This is a genomic window from Martelella sp. K41-7 (genome assembly GCF_055808365.1).
In genome coordinates, this window is sequence record NZ_CM147867.1 from 1,827,593 (window position 1) to 1,846,504 (window position 18,912).

The window sequence follows — 18,912 nt, forward strand, 5'->3', positions numbered from 1 at the left end:
GGCGTGAGTTTTCCCGAAATCTTCCTCGGCATTCTTGAGGGTATGGGCGTGACCTTGACGGTCACGCTCTTCGGCCTCTGCTTTGCCATCCCCTTCGCGCTCATTGCCGGCGTTCTGCAGCAATTCCTCAGTGGATGGCCGAGGGCAATTGTCACCTTCATCATCGAGTTCTGGCGGTCGACACCCGTTCTGGTTCTGATGTTCATGTTTTACTATTCGCTGCCTGTGGCCGGCATCTATTTTTCAGCCACCACTGTTGCAGCGATGACACTTGGCCTGCACATCGGCGCATATGGCAGCCAGTCAGTGCGCGCCGCACTGCAGGCGCTCGACCGCGGACAGGTGGAGGCAGGCCTTGCGCTCGGTCTCACCCGGCCCGTGGTTCTTTGGAAGATCGAACTACCACAGATGGTAGCAGCGATGCTGCCAACCTTCGTCAATCAGTTCATTCAGCTTGTTAAGGGAACCGCGCTCGTCGCGCTTATCACAATGAACGACATGACCCATCGCGCCAAGGAGATCAGCCAGATCACCTTCGATCCTCCGGCCATTTATTCGGCTCTTCTGCTTGCCTATTTCATGCTTCTTTACCCAACGACGATCTTCGGACGCTGGCTTGAACGAACTGTCGGCCGCCGGACCGGCCGGACGACGGAGGGCCGCGCCGGTGACGTTTGACATTCCCTTTCTTCTCAAGGTTCTCGCAACAATCGCCAAGGCCATGCCGCTAACGCTCGCGATCGCCCTGGTCGCCTGCGTCGGCTCATCGCTACTGGGCTTCACCTTCGAAATAATGCGTCGCTCAAACCGGTTCCTCGGGTATGTGATGCGTTTCCTCATCGACTTCATTCGGTCCACGCCAGTGCTGGTGCAGATTTATTTCCTCTATTATGTGCTGCCATATTACAGCGTCGTACTGCCTGGTATTGTCATCGGAGGCCTGGCGCTCAGCATCTACTATTCAGGATATCTTGCCGAGGTTTTCAAGGCCGGCATCGATACCGTACCGATCGGTCAGTCTGAGGCTGCGCTGGCACTTGGTCTGACTCCGCTTACCGTCACGTTCAGGGTTATAGCCCCGCAGATGCTGCGCAATATCGCCGCGCCGATGGGCAACTACTTCATCTCTATCCTGAAATCGACACCATATCTCGCGGTCATCGGTGTTGCGGAGATGATGGGCACGACACTCGAAATAGCGTCCCAAACATTCCGCTACGCCGAGCCAATGGTTATTCTCGGTATCGTCTTTTTCGCGCTTGCCTCGCTGATGGCCCTGTTCGTCCGCCATCTCGAGACGCGTCTTCTGCAATCGACAAAACGTTAGGAGCGCAAGATGGAATCCCCCGTCATCTCCATTCGCAACCTCAATAAGTGGTATGGCCATTTCCATGTTCTGAAGGATATCAACCTCGAGGTTGGGCGCGGTGAGCAGGTGGTTGTCTGTGGTCCATCAGGCTCGGGCAAATCGACTTTGATCCGCTGTATAAACCGGCTTGAAGAATACCAGAAGGGCACGATCCGGTTGGAGGGTGTTGATGAGGCAACCAGCCTGCCAAAACTTCGACGAAATGTCGGCATGGTGTTTCAGCAATTCAACCTGTTTCCGCATCTGACGGTACTGGGCAACTGCACACTCGCGCTTACACAGGCGCGCGGCATGGCAAAGGGCGAATCCGAGGAGCTTGCCTTGTCACTGCTTGAGCGCGTGCATATCCGCGAACAGGCGATGAAATATCCGGCCCAGCTTTCCGGCGGCCAGCAGCAACGCGTGGCGATCGCGCGGTCGCTCTGCATGGCGCCGAAAGCGATGCTGTTCGATGAACCCACATCGGCGCTCGACCCCGAGATGATCAAGGAAGTACTCGATGTGATGGCGAACCTTGCAGCTGACGGCATGACGATGATCTGCGTCACCCATGAAATGGGCTTCGCCCGTAGAGTTGCAGACCGGGTCATCTTTATGGACGGCGGAAATATCGTTGAGACGGCCTCCCCTGAGAAATTCTTCAAAGAACCGGAAAGTCCGCGAACACGGGCTTTTCTCGAAAAGATCCTGTGAGGCTGTGATGAGCAAGAGCCGGGTGTGGACCCATATTGATTTCGATGCCGAAGGCGTTCAGACGGATAACGCCTATGTCCCTTATTCCCCGGATCATTCCGCCTACGGAATGATCCCCGTGCCCATGATCTGCATTCGCGGCGGAGATGGCCCCACGGCGCTGTTCACAGCCGGCACCCATGGCGACGAATATGAGGGACAGATTGCGCTTTTGAAGCTTGCCCGCGAACTGGCAGACATGGAGATTTACGGCAGGGTCATCATCCTTCCGGCATTGAACCGGCCTGCAGTTATGGCCGGAAAGAGAAACTCACCACTGGACGGCGGCAATCTCAACCGGTGTTTCCCCGGTGACAGCAATGGCGGTCCGACATCGATGATCGCCCATTATATTACGAGTGAACTCTTTCCCCTGGCTGATCTGGTCATCGACGTTCATTCGGGTGGTTTCTCCCTCGATCATTTGCCCTTGGCACTGGCACGTCCAGGACGGACAGATGTTGAAACGGCCGAAATCCGCAAACTCCTCAGAAGTTTTGCCGCCCCGATCGGCCTGGTGACGTCAGGTGTTGGCGGCGGCGGCGGTTCAACGCTTTATGCCGCAGCGGAGGCCAGCGGCATTCCCGCGCTGACCACCGAGCTCGGCAGCGGGGTAACCTTGTCCGCAAAAGGGCTGGCGATCGCCGAGACTGGTCTCCGGCGGGTTCTCGTTGACTACAGCATCGCCGACAGCTTTGATCTTCCTCAGCCGGAACCGATGCAGCTCATGTGTTCTCTCGGTCCGAAAATGACAATTTACGCGCCACATGCAGGTCTGTTCGAGCCGAGCGCAAGGCCGGGTGATGCTGTGTCCAAGGGGCAGTTTGCTGGCAGTCTGCATCATCTCGACGCGCCGATGGCGCCGCCCACCGCCCTCACCTTCGCCACAGATGGATTGGTAACATGGCGTCGTTTCCCGACACTGTCGGCTCCGGGAGACGGCCTCTTTGGTCTTATGAGTGAGTTCAACGATTAAGTAAACGGACGCTTCCGCGAAAGGTTTCATTCCAAGCGTCCGGCATAGGGTGCGACGATGTTGTAAAAGAGAATGCGAAGCCCGGCTGGGCCGATCATCGTGATCGCCGCATACATCGCCTTTCCAGGCCCGGCGATCCGTCGCTGCGCCTTGCGGAGCCAACCGCGAAGAGCTGATTTCGCACGTGAAGTGAAACCCAACATCGCGCCCGGTTTTCTTGGCGGCGATTGACAAGACGGCAGGCTGGATTCGGCCCCTTTTCTGCCGGTCCGGAGCGCGCCCCCATTTCAGTCATTGAAGCTCCACCATTGGTTGCTTGAAAGCTGACCTATTATAAAACGCATGCCCGATATTTCGGCAGGACAGGTTTTCAGCGAAGATCGAGCGCTGTTCACTTTTTGCGGGTACGGCTTTATATTTGGGTGTTCTCAAAGGCCTCAATAACCAAGGAATCATGAAACTCTGAACAAAGCTCGCTCTCTCTTGCATGGCGCGGTACGGGCAGCCTATTGTTTCGTGGATTTCCTGTTCAAATTACAACCAAAACAGATACTGTTCTTCACCAAACGCACTGCTCCGCAAGTTCCACAAACAGGGAGACGACCCGTATGAAAAAGAAACTTCTGCTTTCCGCCTGCCTCGCGCTCGTCATAGCCGCGCCTGCCTTTGCGGCAAACCCGCAGCCGGACGAAAAGCTGGCCGATAACCAGAACCTTAACTATTGGCTGCTCGATGCCATCAAGACCAAAGATCCGCAACTCAACAGTGCGGTCGAAGGCTCAGATGTGGCACGGCAGCTCTTTGAGGGCCTCTATAACCAGAATTATGCCGGTGAGCTTGTGCCGGGCGTTGCTACCGATTACGAGGTTTCCGAAGATCAGACCGTCTATACTTTCCACCTGCGTCCCGAGGCCAAATGGTCGAACGGCGAGCCGGTAACGGCTGAGGATTTTGTGTTTGCATGGCAGCGCCTTGCTGATCCGGCAACCGGTTCGACCTATGCCTGGTATGAAGAGCTGATGAATGTGAAAAATGCCTCCGCGATCGTCGCTGGCGAAGTGGATCCTTCAGAGCTCGGTGTCAAGGCTGTTGATGATCACACATTCGAGGTCACGCTTGGGAGCCCGATCCCCTATTTCATCAAGATGACGACACACACATCAACCTTTCCGGTCAATAGGGCCGTGGTTGAGGAGTTTGGCGATCAGTGGACGCTGCCGGAAAACATGGTTGGCAACGGCGCTTACAAGCTTGTTGAAGACAAACTTGGCCAGGATCTGACCCTCGAGCGCAACGAGAACTACTGGGACAACGACAACACCGTCATCGAAACCATCCATTTCCAGGCGATCAACGACAAGAACGCAGCGCTGACGCGTTATCTTGCCGGTGAACTGGACCGTATTGAGCTGCCTTCCGGCCAGTTCCCGCGTTTGAAGGAAGAATATCCGGATCAGACCCATGCTGTGCCGAGATCCTGCACCTATGCTTATCTGTTCAACGTTTCCGAAAAGGGCCCGGAAGCGCTGAAGGATGTGCGTGTGCGCAAGGCGCTTTCCTATGCGCTGAACCGCGATATCATCGTCGACAACATTACCCGCGGCGGCCAGAAACCTGCCTATAGCTGGACCTATTACGCCACCGCCGATTTCCAGCCGCCGGTCACCGACTATTCGCAATGGTCGCAAGAAGAGCGCAATGAGAAAGCAGTCGAGCTTCTCAAGGAAGCCGGGTACGACAAGAGCAATCCGCTGGAACTGACGCTTTCCTACAATACCTCCGATGACCACAAGAAAATCGCGATTGCGGCGCAGCAGTTCTGGAAGGCGATTGGCGTCAATGTCACGCTCAACAATACGGAATGGAAGGTTTATCTCGACAACCTCAAGAACTACAATTTTGATATCGGCCGCTACGCCTGGTGCGGCGACTATGACGAAGCGTCCACCTATCTTGATTATTTCCGCTCCGGCGGCATGAATTATGGCGGTTTTGACGACCCCGATTATGATGCTGTGATGAAGGCATCGCTGACGGCGGAAGATCCGTCGGCCGATTACGACAAGGCCGAGCAAATCCTGGCCGAGGAAATGCCATTGGCGCCGATCTACTTTTATTCGACGCCGGTCATGGTTCCTGCCGATGTGAAGGGGCTACCGGTCGATAACGTGCTGCAGAACTGGTATGCGAAAGACATCTATCGCGTGGCCGATTAAGGTCTGAAACCGGCTTGGCAGATGCGGCATTGACTGCCGCATCTGCTGAAGCGCATCATCCGTTTCGTTCGAAACCCGCTCAGTCGTCGCCAGCATGGCAGTGCGGCGGGCCGGATTATAAGGCAGAGCCTGCCCGCATCATGACCGGTTATGTTATCAAGCGCCTGTTTCTGGCAGTTCCGACGATCCTGCTTCTGATCGTCTTTTCTTTCTTTCTTATGCATGCCGCGCCAGGGGGCCCATTCTCGTCTGAGCGCGCCTTGCCGCCGCAGGTTCTCGCGAATATCAACGCGAAGTACGGCCTCGATCAGGCGTTGTGGAAGCAACTTCTCGATTATGTCTGGGGCATCGTGTCGCGGTTCGATTTCGGGCCGTCTTTCGTCTACCCCGACCAGACAGTGAACTCGATCATCGCGCAGGGTTTTCCCGTCACACTGACCTATGGTTTGCTGTCCGCCATTGTTGCCGTGCTTATCGGGGTTACGCTGGGTGTGGTTGCTGCTGTCAGGCATAATAGCTGGATTGACAGCCTGGCGGTGGGCATTTCGGTGGGCGCACAGGTCTTGCCCAATTTCGTCATGGCCCCGATCCTTGTGCTGGTGTTCACGTTGTGGCTGCGCTGGCTGCCCGGTGGCGGCTGGGAAGGGCTCGGTCATCCGGCCTATATGGTGATGCCCGTCATTGCGCTGTCGACTTCATACATGGCGTCAATTGCCCGCATTACCCGCTCTTCCATGCTGGAAGTGCTGAACTCAAACCATATCCGCACTGCAAAAGCCAAGGGCCTGCCGATGCGGCGGGTGGTGATGCGCCATGCGTTGAAACCGTCGCTTCTGCCGGTGATTTCCTATCTCGGACCAGCCTTTGTCGGCATGATCACCGGTTCGGTTGTGATCGACATGTATTTCTCGACCGGTGGTATCGGCAAATTCTTCGTCGAGTCGGCGCTTAACCGCGACTATGCGGTGATGATGGGCATTACCATCCTGCTCGGTGCGCTGACCATCGCCTTCAACCTTTTTGTCGATATCCTCTACGCCTGGATCGACCCGAAAATCAGGTATTGAGCCATGCTGATCGAGAGACAGAAAATGGAAAGTCTTTCTGAAGCCCTGGCCGACAGGGTGGAGAAGGGCCGCTCGCCCTGGGCTGATGCCAGGGTTAGGTTTTTCAGAAACAGGCAGGCTGTCATCGGGCTCTGTCTTTTGATCTTTGTTTTGGCCTTTGCAGGTTTCGGTCCGCTGATAGCCCGCTGGCCGATTGATGAGATCGATTTCATGGTGATGGGCGATATCGTTCGTGACGGCGCGCCATCACTGGCCAATGGCCACTATTTCGGCACCGACGATCTGGGCCGCGATCTCTTTGCTCGTACGGTTCTCGGAACGCAGATATCGCTTGCCGTCGGTCTCATAGGGGCTGCCATCGCCGTGATCGTCGGCACTATTTATGGTGCAGTCTCGGGCTTTCTGGGCGGACGGGTCGACAATGTGATGATGAGAACGGTCGATATTCTGCTCGCCATCCCCTACATGTTCGTGCTGATTCTGCTGTTGGTCATGTTCGGCCGCTCCGTGGTGCTCCTGTTCGTCGGTATCGGACTTTTGTCGTGGCTTGATATGAGCCGCATCGTGCGTGGACAGACCCTTTCGCTCAAGGGCCGCGAATATGTCGAGGCGGCGCGGGCGACGGGCGTTGCGTCCAGCACCATTATCCGACGTCATATCGTCCCCAATCTTCTGGGTGTCGTTATTGTCTATGCGACGCTGCTGGTGCCCGGCATGATCCTTTCCGAAAGCTTCATTTCATTCCTTGGTCTCGGGGTTCAGGAGCCTTTGACCAGTCTCGGAGCGCTGATATCGGAAGGGGCTGCAACCATGAATTACGGCACGCTGTGGCAGCTCATCTTTCCGCTTTTCTTCTTCATCGTCACATTGTTTTCGTTCTTTTTTCTGGGCGACGGTTTGCGCGATGCACTAGATCCGAAGGACCGTTGACATGGCGCTTCTCGATGTCTCCAATCTGAATATCCAGTTCTCCACCAATTCCGGGCCGGTTTTCGCGGTGCGTGGTGTCGATCTCAGTCTTGAGCGCGGTGAGACGCTTGCCATCGTCGGTGAAAGCGGTTCGGGCAAGAGCCAGACGGTTTTTGCGATGATGGGGCTTCTGGCTGCCAATGGCGTGGCATCCGGTTCGGTTAAATTTGACGGAACCGAAATTCTCAATGCACCGCCGCAGGTCATCAATCCCATCCGTGCCGACCGCATGGCCATTATCTTTCAGGACCCGATGACCTCGCTCAACCCCTATATGCGGGTCTCCGAGCAGATGGCGGAAGTGTTGCAGCTTCACAGGGGCTTGTCGAAACGGTCCGCGATTGCGGAATGCGTGCGCATGCTTGACGCCGTCCGTATTCCCGACGCGAAGTCGCGGATCAACCTTTATCCGCATGAGTTTTCCGGTGGTATGCGTCAGCGCGTCATGATTGCCATGGCGCTTCTTTGTCATCCCGAAGTGCTGATTGCCGATGAACCGACCACGGCGCTCGATGTGACGGTTCAGGCCCAGATCATGCAGCTTCTCGCCGACTTGCGGCGTGATTTCGGCATGGCGCTTATCTTGATCACGCATGATCTCGGTGTGGTCGCTGGCTCCGCCGAAAAGGCTATAGTGATGTATGGCGGGCAGATTATGGAAAAGGGCCCTGTTGATGCCCTTTTCAAGGATGCAACGCATCCTTATACGCGCGGCCTCATCAGCTCCATTCCGCGTGTTGATCGCAATGACGATCTCGCTCAGTTCCATTCCCGGCAACCCGCCTAATATGGCGCATATGCAGAAGGGCTGTCCGTTTGCGCCGCGCTGCGATTTTGCCGGTGAGGACTGTCTTGATCACCTCGACCCATTGACGGAATTCGCACCGGGACGGCTGCGCGCCTGCAACCGCTCAGTTGCCGATGTGGCGGGCGCCGGCGTCGAAGCCGGAGGAGATGTGCAATGACCGGTGATGCTCTATTGAAGGCTGAAGATATCCGCGTCACTTTCGAGATTTATCGCTCGGGTGGCATGCCCTGGGAAAAACCGCTGGCTTTGCACGCCGTCAATGGCGTCAGCTTCGAACTTCGCGCCGGAGAAACCCTGGGCATTGTCGGGGAATCGGGGTGCGGCAAGTCGACACTGGCGCGCGCCATCATACGCATGGTGCCTGCGACCGGATCGGCGCGCTGGAACGATGAAGCGGATCTGTTGAAACTGTCTCCGCGTGAGATGATGCGCTATCGCAGTGATATTCAGATGATCTTTCAGGATCCGCTGGCCAGCCTCAACCCCCGTATGCAGGTCGGCGATATTATTGCCGAACCGCTGATCACCCACCAGAAGGGCGTATCGAAGAGTGAGGTGCGCGAACGGGTTCAGGAGATGATGAGCCGTGTCGGTCTTCTGCCCAACCAGATCAATCGTTATCCGCATGAGTTTTCGGGCGGCCAGTGCCAACGCATCGGCATCGCCCGTGCGCTGATTGTCCGTCCGAAACTGATCATCTGCGATGAGCCGGTCTCCGCGCTTGATGTGTCGATCCAGGCACAGGTCATCAATCTACTGATGGAGTTGCAACGGGAGCTGGGCCTCGCGCTGATGTTCATTGCCCACGACCTGTCGGTGGTCAAGCACATCTCGACGCGGGTCATGGTGCTCTATCTCGGGCGCGTGATGGAAGTGGCTCCGAGTGACGAGCTTTATGCCGCACCGCAACATCCCTATACGCAGACCCTGCTTTCGGCCGTGCCGATTCCCGATCCCGAGATCGAGCGCAACAAGAAGGCGCTTCCCATTGAAGGCGACCTGCCGAGCCCCCTCAATCCGCCATCCGGCTGCGTGTTCCGCACGCGCTGCCCCCGGGCGACGGAAATCTGTACCGAGGAGGTTCCGGCTCTCCGCGCTGATCCGGACAAGGGGCCTCAACACAGCTTCGCCTGCCACCACCCCGGGCCAGAGACAGAGGCCGTGCGAGCATGATTAGGTTCACACCTGTGGCACCCGGAAAGCAGCCACCTGGTTCCATAGTTGCTACATGGCAATGCCTTTGCGGTCGTCTGCACGGGCGGTCCGTGGCGTTGGTGGAGGAGTTGCCGAGCCTTTGCTTCTTCGCCTCTCGATAAATTGGGTTTGCACGACATGCTGAGCACGATCGTCTGTTGGTTTTGTTAGAGTCTGTTCAAGAAAGCGGATAGCGTGCGAGCCTCCTTGTCATGAGCTTGATCATAGCCGTCTGGATAAAGGCGGGTCTTGTTGCTGAGAACCGCTCGAAATCCTTTGCAAGGCGGCGGTTTATGCCAAGCCATGCCAACGTTCGTTCGACAATCCAGCGCTTCGGCAAAACCTCAAACCCGGCCTGATCGCGCTTGACGATCTCTATCGGTCGCGGGCTTGCCTTTTCGACCCTGGGACCCTGATAGCCGCCGTCACTGCATATTGTCTCGATAAAGGGAAAGCGGTTTGCGAGTTTGTCGAAAACGAGCGCTGCGCCGTCCCTATCCTGTATACCCGCCGAGTGGACCTCCGCCTTGAGAAGCATGCCCAGCGTGTCGACCAGAATGTGCCGCTTGCGGCCCTTGATCTTCTTGCCCGCATCATATGAGAACGGCGGTGCAAAAGTCGGCCACGAAAGCGGCGGAATAATTCGTCCGCGGGCGGAGTAAAATCCGGCCACCTATCTTCCTTCTGCAATGAGCGCAGGAGGGACAGAGGATTTACACCGTGGATCTTTATCTGAAGGTTCGTCTGGCCGTCTCGGAAGGGATGAGCCGGCGTCAGGCAGCCAAACACTTCAACATATCCCGCGACAGCGTAGCGAAGATGCTGTCGTATTCGACGCCACCTGGCTATCAGCGACAATCACCAGTCCGGCGGCCGAAGCTGGACGCGTTCGTTTCGACGATCGACCACTGGTTGGATGAAGACAGACACGTGCCGCGCAAACAGCGCCATACGGCCAAGCGTGTTTTCGACCGGCTTTGTGATGAGTGCGGGTTCACCGGCGGCTATACGATTATCAAGGACTATATCCGGGAGCGGGAACAGCGCCGTCAGGAAGTGTTCGTGCCGCTTTCTCATCCGCCCGGCCATGCGCAGGCGGATTTCGGTGAGGCGACGGTGGTGATCGGCGGTGTCGAGCAGAAAGCCCGGTTCTTTGTGCTCGACCTTCCGCATAGCGACGGCTGCTACGTGCGGGCTTATCCGGCGGCGGTGGCCGAGGCCTGGATTGATGGCCACGTCCATGCGTTCGCCTTCTTCGGGGCCGTGCCGCAATCGATCGTCTATGACAATGATCGCTGCCTTGTGGCGAGGATCCTGCCTGACGGCACGCGTAAGCGGGCAACACTGTTCAGCGGGTTCCTGTCCCACTACCTGATCCGGGATCGCTATGGCCGCCCCGGCAAGGGCAATGACAAGGGTAACGTCGAGGGCCTTGTCGGTTATGCCCGGCGTAACTTCATGGTCCCCATCCCGCAGTTTGCGACCTGGGATGCGTTCAATGCCTTTCTGGAAGAACAGTGCCGGAAGCGCCAATGTGACAGGCTGCGCGGTGAGAGCGAGACGATCGGTGAACGGCTGCAGCGCGATCTGGCGGCTATGCGCCCCTTGCCGGCGTCGCCCTTCGATGCCTGCGATCAGGCCAGCGCCAGGGTCACGGCCCAGTCTCTCGTTCGCTACAAAACCCGCGCATCGGCCAGGAGATCGGGAACGATTTCCGTTCGGAACGATGCGCATATTCAAAGTGCCGGATCGTCGCGTGCGCGAAGAGCGCACGGCGATCCGGTGACTATTCCGTGCCTGTCGCCTACGGTCATCAGGACGTTTGGGTTCGAGGCTATGTCGACAAGGTGGTGATTGGTTGCCGCGGCGAGATCATCGCCCGCCATCCCAGGAGCTGGGATCGGGAAGATGTCATCTTCGACCCTGTTCATTACCTGCCGCTGATCGAACAGAAGATCAATGCGCTGGATCAGGCGGCCCCTCTGCAGGGCTGGGCTCTGCCGGAGGAGTTTGCGACACTGTGCCGGCTGATGGAAGGCCGCATGGCAAAGCATGGCCGGCGAGAATACGTACAGGTTCTTCGTCTGCTGGAAAGCTTCGATATGGCTGACCTGCATGCGGCGATCAAGCAAGCCCTGCAACTCGGGGCGATTGGCTTCGACGCCGTCAAACATCTGATTCTTTGCCGGATAGAGCGCCGGCCGCCGCGACTGGATCTGTCGATTTATCCCTACCTGCCGAGAGCAACCGTCGAGACGACATCGGCGAAGGCGTATATGGGCCTCCTGTCATCGGGGAAGGGAGAAGCGGCATGAGCACCGAAGCACCCGAGATCCTGCTTGCCCACGACCTCAAGAGCCTGAAGCTGCCGACCTTCCAGCGGGAGTATCAGAAACTGGCCCGGCTTTGCGCCACCGAGGGCGTCGACCACATCGGGTACCTCAGCCGGCTTGCCGAGCGGGAAATGGTCGAACGGGATCGTCGCAAGGTCGAGCGGCGTATCAAGGCAGCCAAATTCCCGGTCGTCAAAAGCCTCGACAGTTTCGACTTTGCCGCCATCCCGAAGCTCAACAAGATGCAGGTGCTGGAGCTGGCCCGCTGCGAATGGATCGAGCGTCGCGAGAACGTCATCGCTCTCGGCCCCAGCGGAACCGGGAAGACGCACATAGCGCTCGCCCTCGGCCTTTCAGCCTGCCAGAAGGGCCTGTCTGTTGGCTTCACCACAGCCGCAGCCATGGTCAGTGAGATGATGGAAGCCCGTGACGAGCGGCGTCTCTTGCGTTTCCAAAAGCAGATGGCAGGGTACAAGCTGCTGATCATCGACGAACTCGGCTTCGTGCCGCTCTCCAAGACTGGCGCGGAACTGCCGTTCGAGTTGATCTCGCAACGTTATGAGCGGGGCGCCACCCTGATCACCAGCAATTTGCCCTTTGACGAATGGACGGAAACTCTGGGTTCGGAGCGACTGACCGGCGCTCTGCTCGACCGCGTCACGCACCATGTCAACATTCTCGAAATGAATGGCGACAGCTATCGTCTCGCCCAAAGCCGTGCCCGAAAGGCCAGCTGAAACCCTTCAAAATCGCTACGCAGGTATGAGGCCCCCGCTCGGGCTACGCCCTCCCGCGGGCCTCATACCTGCGCCCGAGGTGGCCGACTTTTGCTCCGCCCCGTGGCCGGTTTTTACACCGCCGTTGACAGGTAAGGGCAGCAGAAACCAAGAAGCTGCACGGCATCGTCTGGGGCAATCTCGATCAGATCTGGGATGTCGTCGACGAGATCGAACAGCCTGAGTTCTTCGAATATGCAAAGCTCAAACTTGGTGGACTGTTCTCACCAACAGGAATTGAGCCGGCAAAATCAGACGAGACCCACTACGGAGATGCGCCGCCTCTTCCGAACGGTGGATTCTTGCCCGCTGATCTAGATCCATCCGAGCGAACCTTCGACGCATTGTTCGATCCGGACAGCCTTCGCTGGCGCCCCTTCGATGACACGCTTGGTAAACACGGCATGGTTTCACGGATCGTTGTCAGTCTTGATGACCGCAAAGGCGGTGACGTATGAGCACCTATGCTGGTCCATCACCGCAGAGTTCCCAGATACGCCGCTCCACGGCTAGCCGTCGGCCTGCCCGGGAAGGCCTCGACGGCTACCGTGCGCTCATAGCCAGCGCAGCACCGCTGGACCATGTTCTGGCCGATACTGCCGGTTTGCATCTGGAAGTGACGGGCTCGGACGAACCGGAGGTCATCTGCTCGCTTCCGGTCTCCTGCCCGGCCGACAATCGGTAATCCCCCCGAAAAATAATGGGCTTCAAAAGTAGAATTTTCTCGGGTTTTATGACTGAGGAGATTTTGATGAAAAAGACGAGATTTAGCGAAGCACAGATTATTGGCATTCTGCGTCAGGCAGAAGGTGGCGTTCCTGTGCCTGAACTTTGCCGGGAGCACGGGGTGAGTTCAGCGAGTTTTTATAAATGGCGGGCCAAATATGGCGGCATGGATGCGTCGATGATCAGCCAGATGAAAGCGCTGGAAGACGAGAACCGCCGTCTGAAAAAGATGTATGCGGAGATGAGCATGCAAACCGAACTGCTGAAAGAGGCTTTGGAAAAAAATGACGCGGCCATCTCTACGCCGGGAGGTGGCCGCGCAAGCCGTGGCGATACGTGGGGTGAGCATAGCACTTGCCTGCCGAACGTTCGGTGTCAGCGAAACTTGCTACCGATACAAAGGCAAACGCAATGATGAGAATGAACAGATCGCCGATCTTCTGACCGGCTTGACGCAGGCAAAGAAGAACTGGGGCTTTGGCCTTTGTTTTCTCTATCTGCGGAACGTACAGGGACGGCGCTGGAATCATAAGCGTGTTTATCGCATCTACCGCGCGCTTGAGCTGAACCTCAGGATCAAGCCACGCCGGCGGCTGAAACGGGAAAAACCGGATACACTCAATGTCCCGACAACGCCGAACGCGGTCTGGTCCATGGACTTTATGGCGGATCGGCTGGCCGATGGCCGGCAGTTTCGGCTTTTGAATGTTCTGGATGACTTTAACCGTGAGGGGCTTGGCATTGAGGTCGATTTCTCTCTACCTGCGGAGCGTGTCATCCGTAGCCTGAACCAGATCATTGAGTGGCGCGGCAAACCGCTGGCAATACGTGTTGACAATGGCCCGGAATATGTCAGTGGAAGGCTTATGGACTGGGCTGAAAATCAGGGCATTGCGCTGAATTACATCCAGCCTGGAAAGCCGCAGCAGAACGCTTATGTCGAACGCTACAACCGGACAGTACGACACGAATGGCTTGACCAATACATCATCGAGAGTATCGAAGAGGCGCAGGCGTTCGCCACACAATGGTTATGGAGCTATAACAACGAGCGACCCAATATGGGCATCGGCGGAATGACACCCGCACAGAAACTGAAAATGGCTGCGTGAATTCTACCAAAAAGCCCCGTTAAAAGGGGAGGATTACCGTGAGCTTGCCCTCGACGCGAAAGGCTTCCTTCTCGGTGGCAAACGTCTGCCTGACTGCAAGGCAGCTGACTTCTGGCCAGAAGCTGAGAGGGCATTTACGGCCCTCATACGTCGAAACCGTGAAGGAATACGTGATTTTCGTGCGCTAGTAGAAGCGTTCGAAAGCGAGGCAAACCCCGTCTGGCGCTCATTGTCGCGTTCGACCCGGCGCGGCTACTCCACCTACGGCAAACTGATTGTCGAGATTTGGGGTAGCGACATGCCGACTGACCTTACTACTGTCGATGCGCAAGAGGCTATAGACTCGATGTCAGAAACCCCGGCAGCGGCAAACCAGTTTAGAGCTTATCTATCCAGGTTGATGGCATGGGGTATCCCACGCGGCTTCTGCCTGCTGAACCCAGTAAGCCACACCGAGAAGATTCCCGGCGGAGAACCGTGGACACCATGGCCAGACTGGGCCTTTGAAACGCTATTCAACAATGCACCATTGAACCTGCAAATGATCGCAGTGTCTGCCTTTTTCACCGGGCAGCGCCAAGGGGATATCCTGCGAATGAAGAGACCGCTCGAAGGCGAGAAGACGATAGAAGTCAGAGCTCAAAAGACGAAGCGAACGGTTTGGATTCCTTTGCACAGCGAATACCGAAAATGGATTGAACGAGCGCCGGCCAGCTCAGTACAGCTGCACGTTGGTGCCCGTGGACTTCCCTTCAGGTCGGCCGATGGTTTCCGCACCGAATGGAAAAAGCTCATGCGCAGAGATGAATTCGCGCGCTTTAGAAAGGAGCGGATCGTCTTCCACGGTCTACGTAAAAACGCCGTTATCAATCTGCTAGAAGTCGGCTGCACAGAAAACTAGGTTGGAGCTATCTGCAATATGTCCCCGCAAATGGTACAGCACTATGGTATGGTAGGGAGGTCTCACTGAGATCCCTGGCTCGCGATGCGATGGAACTCATGGAAAGTCGTTGGGTCGATATTGAACCGGCCGCTTTCAGGAACAAGAACAGAACGTGAATTGGAAACAGTTTCCAATTTAGTGAAAACCAGAACCAAGGTCAGCCAGTGCATGACACTAAAATTCACCAAGAAAATCAAAAAGAAAAATGGTGGGTGATGTAGGTTTCGAACCTACGACCCGCTGATTAAGAGTCAGCTGCTCTACCAACTGAGCTAATCACCCACGAGACACAGCGCATTTGCGTCGTGTGAGGGGCATATAACGGGGATTCGGGGGATTGTCCAGAACCCCTGTTGTCTTTTTTGGCCGATATTTCTTTTTCTCTTCAAAGCCGGAAAATCCGCCGTCAACCTCGCTACAGTAAAGTGCCGCGCGCGACGCAAACGGCCTGACCACCGATGCGGGCAGCGCTGATCTCGCCGTTCGAACCGGTTTCAAGGTTAAGCCGGATATAGGACGGCCGTCCCATCTCAACGCCCTGCTCGATAACGAATGTATGAGAGCCCTCGCCCGGTGCATCGAAATACTGGACAGCGCCGGAAAAAGCAGCCGCCGCAGACCCCGTTGCAGGGTCTTCAACAATCACTTCGGCAGTGAACATGCGGGTATGGAAATGGACGTCATGGCGCACCCCGCCTCGGGTATAGACATAGGCCCAGACCGGAAGCCCGTCGACCAGCGGGGCGAAAGACAACCAGTTACGCGGATCGAAATCGATTTTCTCGGCCACACCAAGATTGCGCAGCGGGACAAGTGCAAACGGCACACCCGCCGACCACATCGTCGGCACGTGGTTTTCAAAACCGATCTCATCTGCGGTAATCCCGAGCACCTCGGCAAGTTTTTCGCGCGGGATCACCTCGTTGCAACGGCGCGAGAGTTTCGGCAGGTCGAACTCGGCAAACCCCGCCTCATCCTGTCTGAGTTTGACCGCACAGCGTACAGGACCGATGTTCTCACCGAGGACAGAGACCATATCGATCGTGGCCTCAGCACCGTGCTGACGCTCGGCAAGTGCGATCGAAGCGCCGACCGTCGGGTGCCCGGCAAAAGGTAACTCACCGCCCGGCGTAAAAATGCGTGCCGAGGCCGACTGGGAAACATGTCGCGGGGCAAACAGGAAGATCGTTTCCGACAGATTGAACTCACAGGCAATCACCTGCATTTCGTCATCGCTCAGCCCGTCAGCCTCAAAGACGACGGCCAGGGGATTGCCGCGATAGCGCTCCGCCGTAAACACATCATAGATTGCATATTCACGCATCTCAGCAAAAGCTCCTCTGCCATCTCGCCCGAGAGATTTTCCTTAACCACGCCTGCCGAAAACAAGATCCAGAACAGGCGGCATCGAATGGGCGTAGTCGAAATCGTCCCTGTTGTCGCCTGTGATTGCCAGAACGGCGTCGATTTCTTTCTCCGTGTCCTGACTGATGTGCTGATGAACTTTTGCCATAAGCGCGTCAGCGTCAAGTTCGGACCGGAAAAAGCGATAGAACATCACGATCTGGTCGTAGCGGGCACAGTAATAATCCGGGCCGGCCTCCATGTCGCCCAGCGTAAGGCCCGTTTCCTCCGCCACCTCACGTGCCATATTGGCATCGAGATCAATGCGCCCGTCGACGATATCGTCCTCTTCCAGAGACCCGGACGCACAATAGACCTTGCCGGCATTGGCGGTAATGTTGCTCATGCGGATGGCAATGACGGCATCATCGGCAGACTGGATCACCGGCATGCAGAAACTGTGAAAGGTCGGCGGCTTTGCCTTCTGTCGGCGCCACCACAGATGATAGGCATAGGGCACGATCTGCCCGGTGGCGCGCACCGCACCATCGCAAAGGGAAACCCTATTGAGCGTCACCAGCCGACCGTTGAAAAGATGTGGATTGGCCGCTTTTTCCTGAACCCAGTTCGCCTCCACCTGCGCGTCAAACCGGGTCAGTGAGACAGGATCATCGTCGCTGACCCGGATATCAAGCTCGCGAACTGGAAAAGCCTGGTTTTCCGGGGGCCAGTCCTCAGGGGTATCAAGAAGCGAAACGGGCATCGGGTATCCTGTGCAAGCCTTTCATCAATGCTTTGCACGCTACAATACGACCCGCGTAAACAAAAGACCCGCCATGGAGATGACGGGCCTTTCTGGTTTCGCGCTGGATATGCGAGATCAGGCCGCAGCGGCCAGTTCCTCGATTAAAACCGCGCCGAGGCGGCGGATGCCTTCCTCGATGGCGGCAGGCGTGCTGCAGGAGAAGGAAAGGCGCAGATGATTACGCCCGCTTCCGTCAGCGTAGAACGCAGCGCCCGGCACGAATGCAACCTTGGCCGTTTTCAGCGATTGCGGCAAGAGGGTTGAGGCATCCATGCTTTCGGGCAAGGTCAGCCAGATGAACATGCCGCCTTCCGGTCGGGTCCATTCCACCCCTGCCGGCATATTATCGGAAAGCGCTTTCAGCATCGCATCGCGGCGCTCACTATAAACCGCATTGACCTTGGCAGCCTGCGCCTCGAAACTGGCCTCTGCCACGCGCGCAATCGCCATCTGGTTGATGGTGGGCGAATGAAGGTCGGCAGCCTGCTTGGCCAGAACCAGCCGTTTGATGATCGGCGTGGCGGCGCAGACCCAGCCGACCCGGAGGCCCGGCGACAGCGTCTTGGAGAAGCTGCCACAGTAGAGCGTGCGCGTGTTCTCAATGCCGCCGGAACGTTCGCAATCCATTGCCAGCAGGGTTTTCTGACGTTCGCCCCCATAGCGCAAAGCCCGATAGGCCGCATCCTCGATCACTGCAATCTCGAGCATATCGGCAATATCCAGCAGCTTTTCGCGCTCCATCGGCGTCAGCGATTCACCCGTCGGGTTTGCAAAGTCCGCGGAAAGATAGGCGAACTTCACACGGCTGCCGGCCTGTTCGGCCGCAGTCGCATAAGCCTCTGGCTCAACATTGCGCGAAAGGTCCAACTGGTCGTAACGCGGCTCATAGGCGTTGAACGCCTGCAACGCACCGAGATAGGTTGGCCAGCCCACAAGCGCGGTATCGCCCGGCGAAAGCATCAGCTTGCCGAGATAATCGAGCGCCTGCTGAGACCCCGAGGTGATGAAGATATTCTCGAGATCGGCATCGATCCCGCGCGCGCGCATGCGTTTCACGATCCACTCGCGAAGCCGCGGATACCCCTCGCTCACCGAATATTGCAGAGCCTGTCCGGCTTCAGGGCCGGACAGGATGTCATTGTAAGCCGCCTGAAAATCTTCCGTCGGAAACAGCGCCGGATCCGGAATGCCACCGGCAAATGAAATGATGTCGGGCTGTTCGAGAAGTTTCAGAAGTTCCCGGATTTCGGACGCGCCCATGCGTTTGGCGCGTGTCGCATAGATTTTTTCCCAGTCAAGCATGGGGGTTTCCTCGAAGTCTTTTTTTGGTGGGCCCAGATGACCACAGCAAACAATTTAAGTCAACAATGCTGACCTATTTTTCAGCAACAAAACCGCTGTTTCAGACCCAATAGGGTAATATTCGGTCGACAATTCGGCAAGCGTGGTAATTTTGTGGCATTTCAGGCGAAGATCACCCTCTGGGAACCGGTCTCCGCTGTGTCCGCTACCGAGAATGCTTCGCTGGCATTGACCGTGAAA

General features: G+C 56.9%; 17 protein-coding genes, 1 tRNA gene and 3 pseudogenes. 15 read left to right on the top strand and 6 right to left on the bottom strand.

Features of this window, described 5'->3' with window-relative positions; genetic code table 11:
- The first annotated feature begins 3 nt into the window (after nt 1-3).
- From AC0L7L_RS08605 to AC0L7L_RS08620, 4 genes are read left to right on the top strand one after another with little or no spacing between them, the layout of a single operon-like run.
- On the top strand, nt 4-678 hold the full coding sequence (locus tag AC0L7L_RS08605; protein WP_272211443.1) for an amino acid ABC transporter permease: 675 nt from the start codon (nt 4-6) through the stop codon (nt 676-678).
- Nucleotides 668-1,327 carry an amino acid ABC transporter permease gene (locus AC0L7L_RS08610; protein ID WP_272211444.1) on the top strand — a complete coding sequence of 220 codons (660 nt, stop codon included), beginning with the start codon at nt 668-670 and terminating at the stop codon, nt 1,325-1,327. Before AC0L7L_RS08605 ends, AC0L7L_RS08610 begins: the two co-directional genes overlap by 11 nt.
- 9 nt (nt 1,328-1,336) lie before the next feature.
- Nucleotides 1,337-2,062 carry an amino acid ABC transporter ATP-binding protein gene (locus AC0L7L_RS08615; protein ID WP_473513393.1) on the top strand — a complete coding sequence of 242 codons (726 nt, stop codon included), beginning with the start codon at nt 1,337-1,339 and terminating at the stop codon, nt 2,060-2,062.
- A gap of 7 nt (nt 2,063-2,069) precedes the next feature.
- Nucleotides 2,070-3,077, top strand: coding sequence for a succinylglutamate desuccinylase/aspartoacylase family protein (locus tag AC0L7L_RS08620; protein WP_473513395.1), 1,008 nt, complete (start codon nt 2,070-2,072; stop codon nt 3,075-3,077).
- Between the two features lie 26 nt (nt 3,078-3,103).
- On the opposite strand, the gene AC0L7L_RS08625 is transcribed toward AC0L7L_RS08620, so the two are convergent.
- A complete protein-coding gene (locus AC0L7L_RS08625; protein ID WP_272211445.1) occupies nt 3,104-3,280 on the bottom strand; it encodes a hypothetical protein in 177 nt (58 codons plus the stop codon).
- A gap of 405 nt (nt 3,281-3,685) precedes the next feature.
- On the opposite strand from AC0L7L_RS08625, the gene AC0L7L_RS08630 reads away from it, so the two are divergent.
- The 5 genes and pseudogenes from AC0L7L_RS08630 (at nt 3,686) to AC0L7L_RS08650 (ending at nt 9,310) form a co-directional block, all read left to right on the top strand.
- Nucleotides 3,686-5,293 carry a peptide ABC transporter substrate-binding protein gene (locus tag AC0L7L_RS08630; protein ID WP_473513397.1) on the top strand — a complete coding sequence of 536 codons (1,608 nt, stop codon included), beginning with the start codon at nt 3,686-3,688 and terminating at the stop codon, nt 5,291-5,293.
- Between the two features lie 140 nt (nt 5,294-5,433).
- Nucleotides 5,434-6,360: an oligopeptide ABC transporter permease OppB gene (gene oppB / locus AC0L7L_RS08635; protein WP_473513399.1), complete on the top strand. Its 927-nt coding sequence runs from the start codon at nt 5,434-5,436 to the stop codon at nt 6,358-6,360.
- A gap of 3 nt (nt 6,361-6,363) precedes the next feature.
- The gene (locus tag AC0L7L_RS08640) at nt 6,364-7,290 is read left to right on the top strand and encodes an ABC transporter permease subunit (RefSeq protein WP_473513401.1); all 927 of its coding nucleotides are present in this window, start codon (nt 6,364-6,366) and stop codon (nt 7,288-7,290) included.
- 1 nt (nt 7,291) lies between these two features.
- A pseudogene (locus tag AC0L7L_RS08645) lies at nt 7,292-8,294 on the top strand (oligopeptide/dipeptide ABC transporter ATP-binding protein).
- A complete protein-coding gene (locus AC0L7L_RS08650) occupies nt 8,291-9,310 on the top strand; it encodes an ABC transporter ATP-binding protein (RefSeq protein WP_473513403.1) in 1,020 nt (339 codons plus the stop codon). The pseudogene AC0L7L_RS08645 and the gene AC0L7L_RS08650 overlap by 4 nt, the downstream one beginning before the upstream one ends.
- Before the next feature lie 199 nt (nt 9,311-9,509).
- Here AC0L7L_RS08650 and AC0L7L_RS08655 read toward each other — a convergent pair.
- Nucleotides 9,510-9,920, bottom strand: a pseudogene (locus AC0L7L_RS08655) (transposase); the annotation flags it as partial.
- Nucleotides 9,921-10,051: 131 nt separating this feature from the next.
- Here AC0L7L_RS08655 and istA point away from each other — a divergent pair.
- The 6 genes and pseudogenes from istA (at nt 10,052) to AC0L7L_RS08685 (ending at nt 15,179) form a co-directional block, all read left to right on the top strand.
- Nucleotides 10,052-11,646: pseudogene (gene istA, locus AC0L7L_RS08660) on the top strand (IS21 family transposase).
- A complete protein-coding gene (istB, locus tag AC0L7L_RS08665) occupies nt 11,643-12,401 on the top strand; it encodes an IS21-like element helper ATPase IstB (RefSeq protein ID WP_272210590.1) in 759 nt (252 codons plus the stop codon). The pseudogene istA and the gene istB overlap by 4 nt, the downstream one beginning before the upstream one ends.
- Nucleotides 12,402-12,742: 341 nt before the next feature.
- Entirely contained in the window at nt 12,743-12,898 is a 156-nt protein-coding gene (locus tag AC0L7L_RS08670) for a hypothetical protein (RefSeq protein ID WP_272211449.1), read from the top strand.
- Nucleotides 12,895-13,125: a hypothetical protein gene (locus tag AC0L7L_RS08675; RefSeq protein ID WP_272211450.1), complete on the top strand. Its 231-nt coding sequence runs from the start codon at nt 12,895-12,897 to the stop codon at nt 13,123-13,125. Before AC0L7L_RS08670 ends, AC0L7L_RS08675 begins: the two co-directional genes overlap by 4 nt.
- 66 nt (nt 13,126-13,191) lie before the next feature.
- A protein-coding gene (locus AC0L7L_RS08680; protein WP_473513405.1) for an IS3 family transposase occupies nt 13,192-14,278 on the top strand; the annotation gives its coding sequence in 2 pieces (ribosomal slippage) (nt 13,192-13,445 and nt 13,444-14,278; 1,089 coding nt in all).
- Between the two features lie 298 nt (nt 14,279-14,576).
- Nucleotides 14,577-15,179 carry a site-specific integrase gene (locus AC0L7L_RS08685; protein ID WP_473513407.1) on the top strand — a complete coding sequence of 201 codons (603 nt, stop codon included), beginning with the start codon at nt 14,577-14,579 and terminating at the stop codon, nt 15,177-15,179.
- Nucleotides 15,180-15,427: 248 nt separating this feature from the next.
- Here the strand turns inward: AC0L7L_RS08685 and AC0L7L_RS08690 are convergent.
- The 4 genes from AC0L7L_RS08690 to AC0L7L_RS08705 all read right to left on the bottom strand — a co-directional run bounded on the left by AC0L7L_RS08690 (nt 15,428) and on the right by AC0L7L_RS08705 (nt 18,672).
- Nucleotides 15,428-15,503: transfer RNA gene (locus AC0L7L_RS08690), tRNA-Lys, on the bottom strand.
- 133 nt (nt 15,504-15,636) lie between these two features.
- Entirely contained in the window at nt 15,637-16,545 is a 909-nt protein-coding gene (locus AC0L7L_RS08695) for a PhzF family phenazine biosynthesis protein (RefSeq protein WP_272211453.1), read from the bottom strand.
- A gap of 42 nt (nt 16,546-16,587) precedes the next feature.
- A complete protein-coding gene (locus AC0L7L_RS08700; RefSeq protein ID WP_272211454.1) occupies nt 16,588-17,328 on the bottom strand; it encodes a hypothetical protein in 741 nt (246 codons plus the stop codon).
- A gap of 117 nt (nt 17,329-17,445) precedes the next feature.
- The gene (locus tag AC0L7L_RS08705) at nt 17,446-18,672 is read right to left on the bottom strand and encodes an aminotransferase-like domain-containing protein (RefSeq protein ID WP_473513409.1); all 1,227 of its coding nucleotides are present in this window, start codon (nt 18,670-18,672) and stop codon (nt 17,446-17,448) included.
- Between the last annotated feature and the right edge of the window lie 240 nt (nt 18,673-18,912).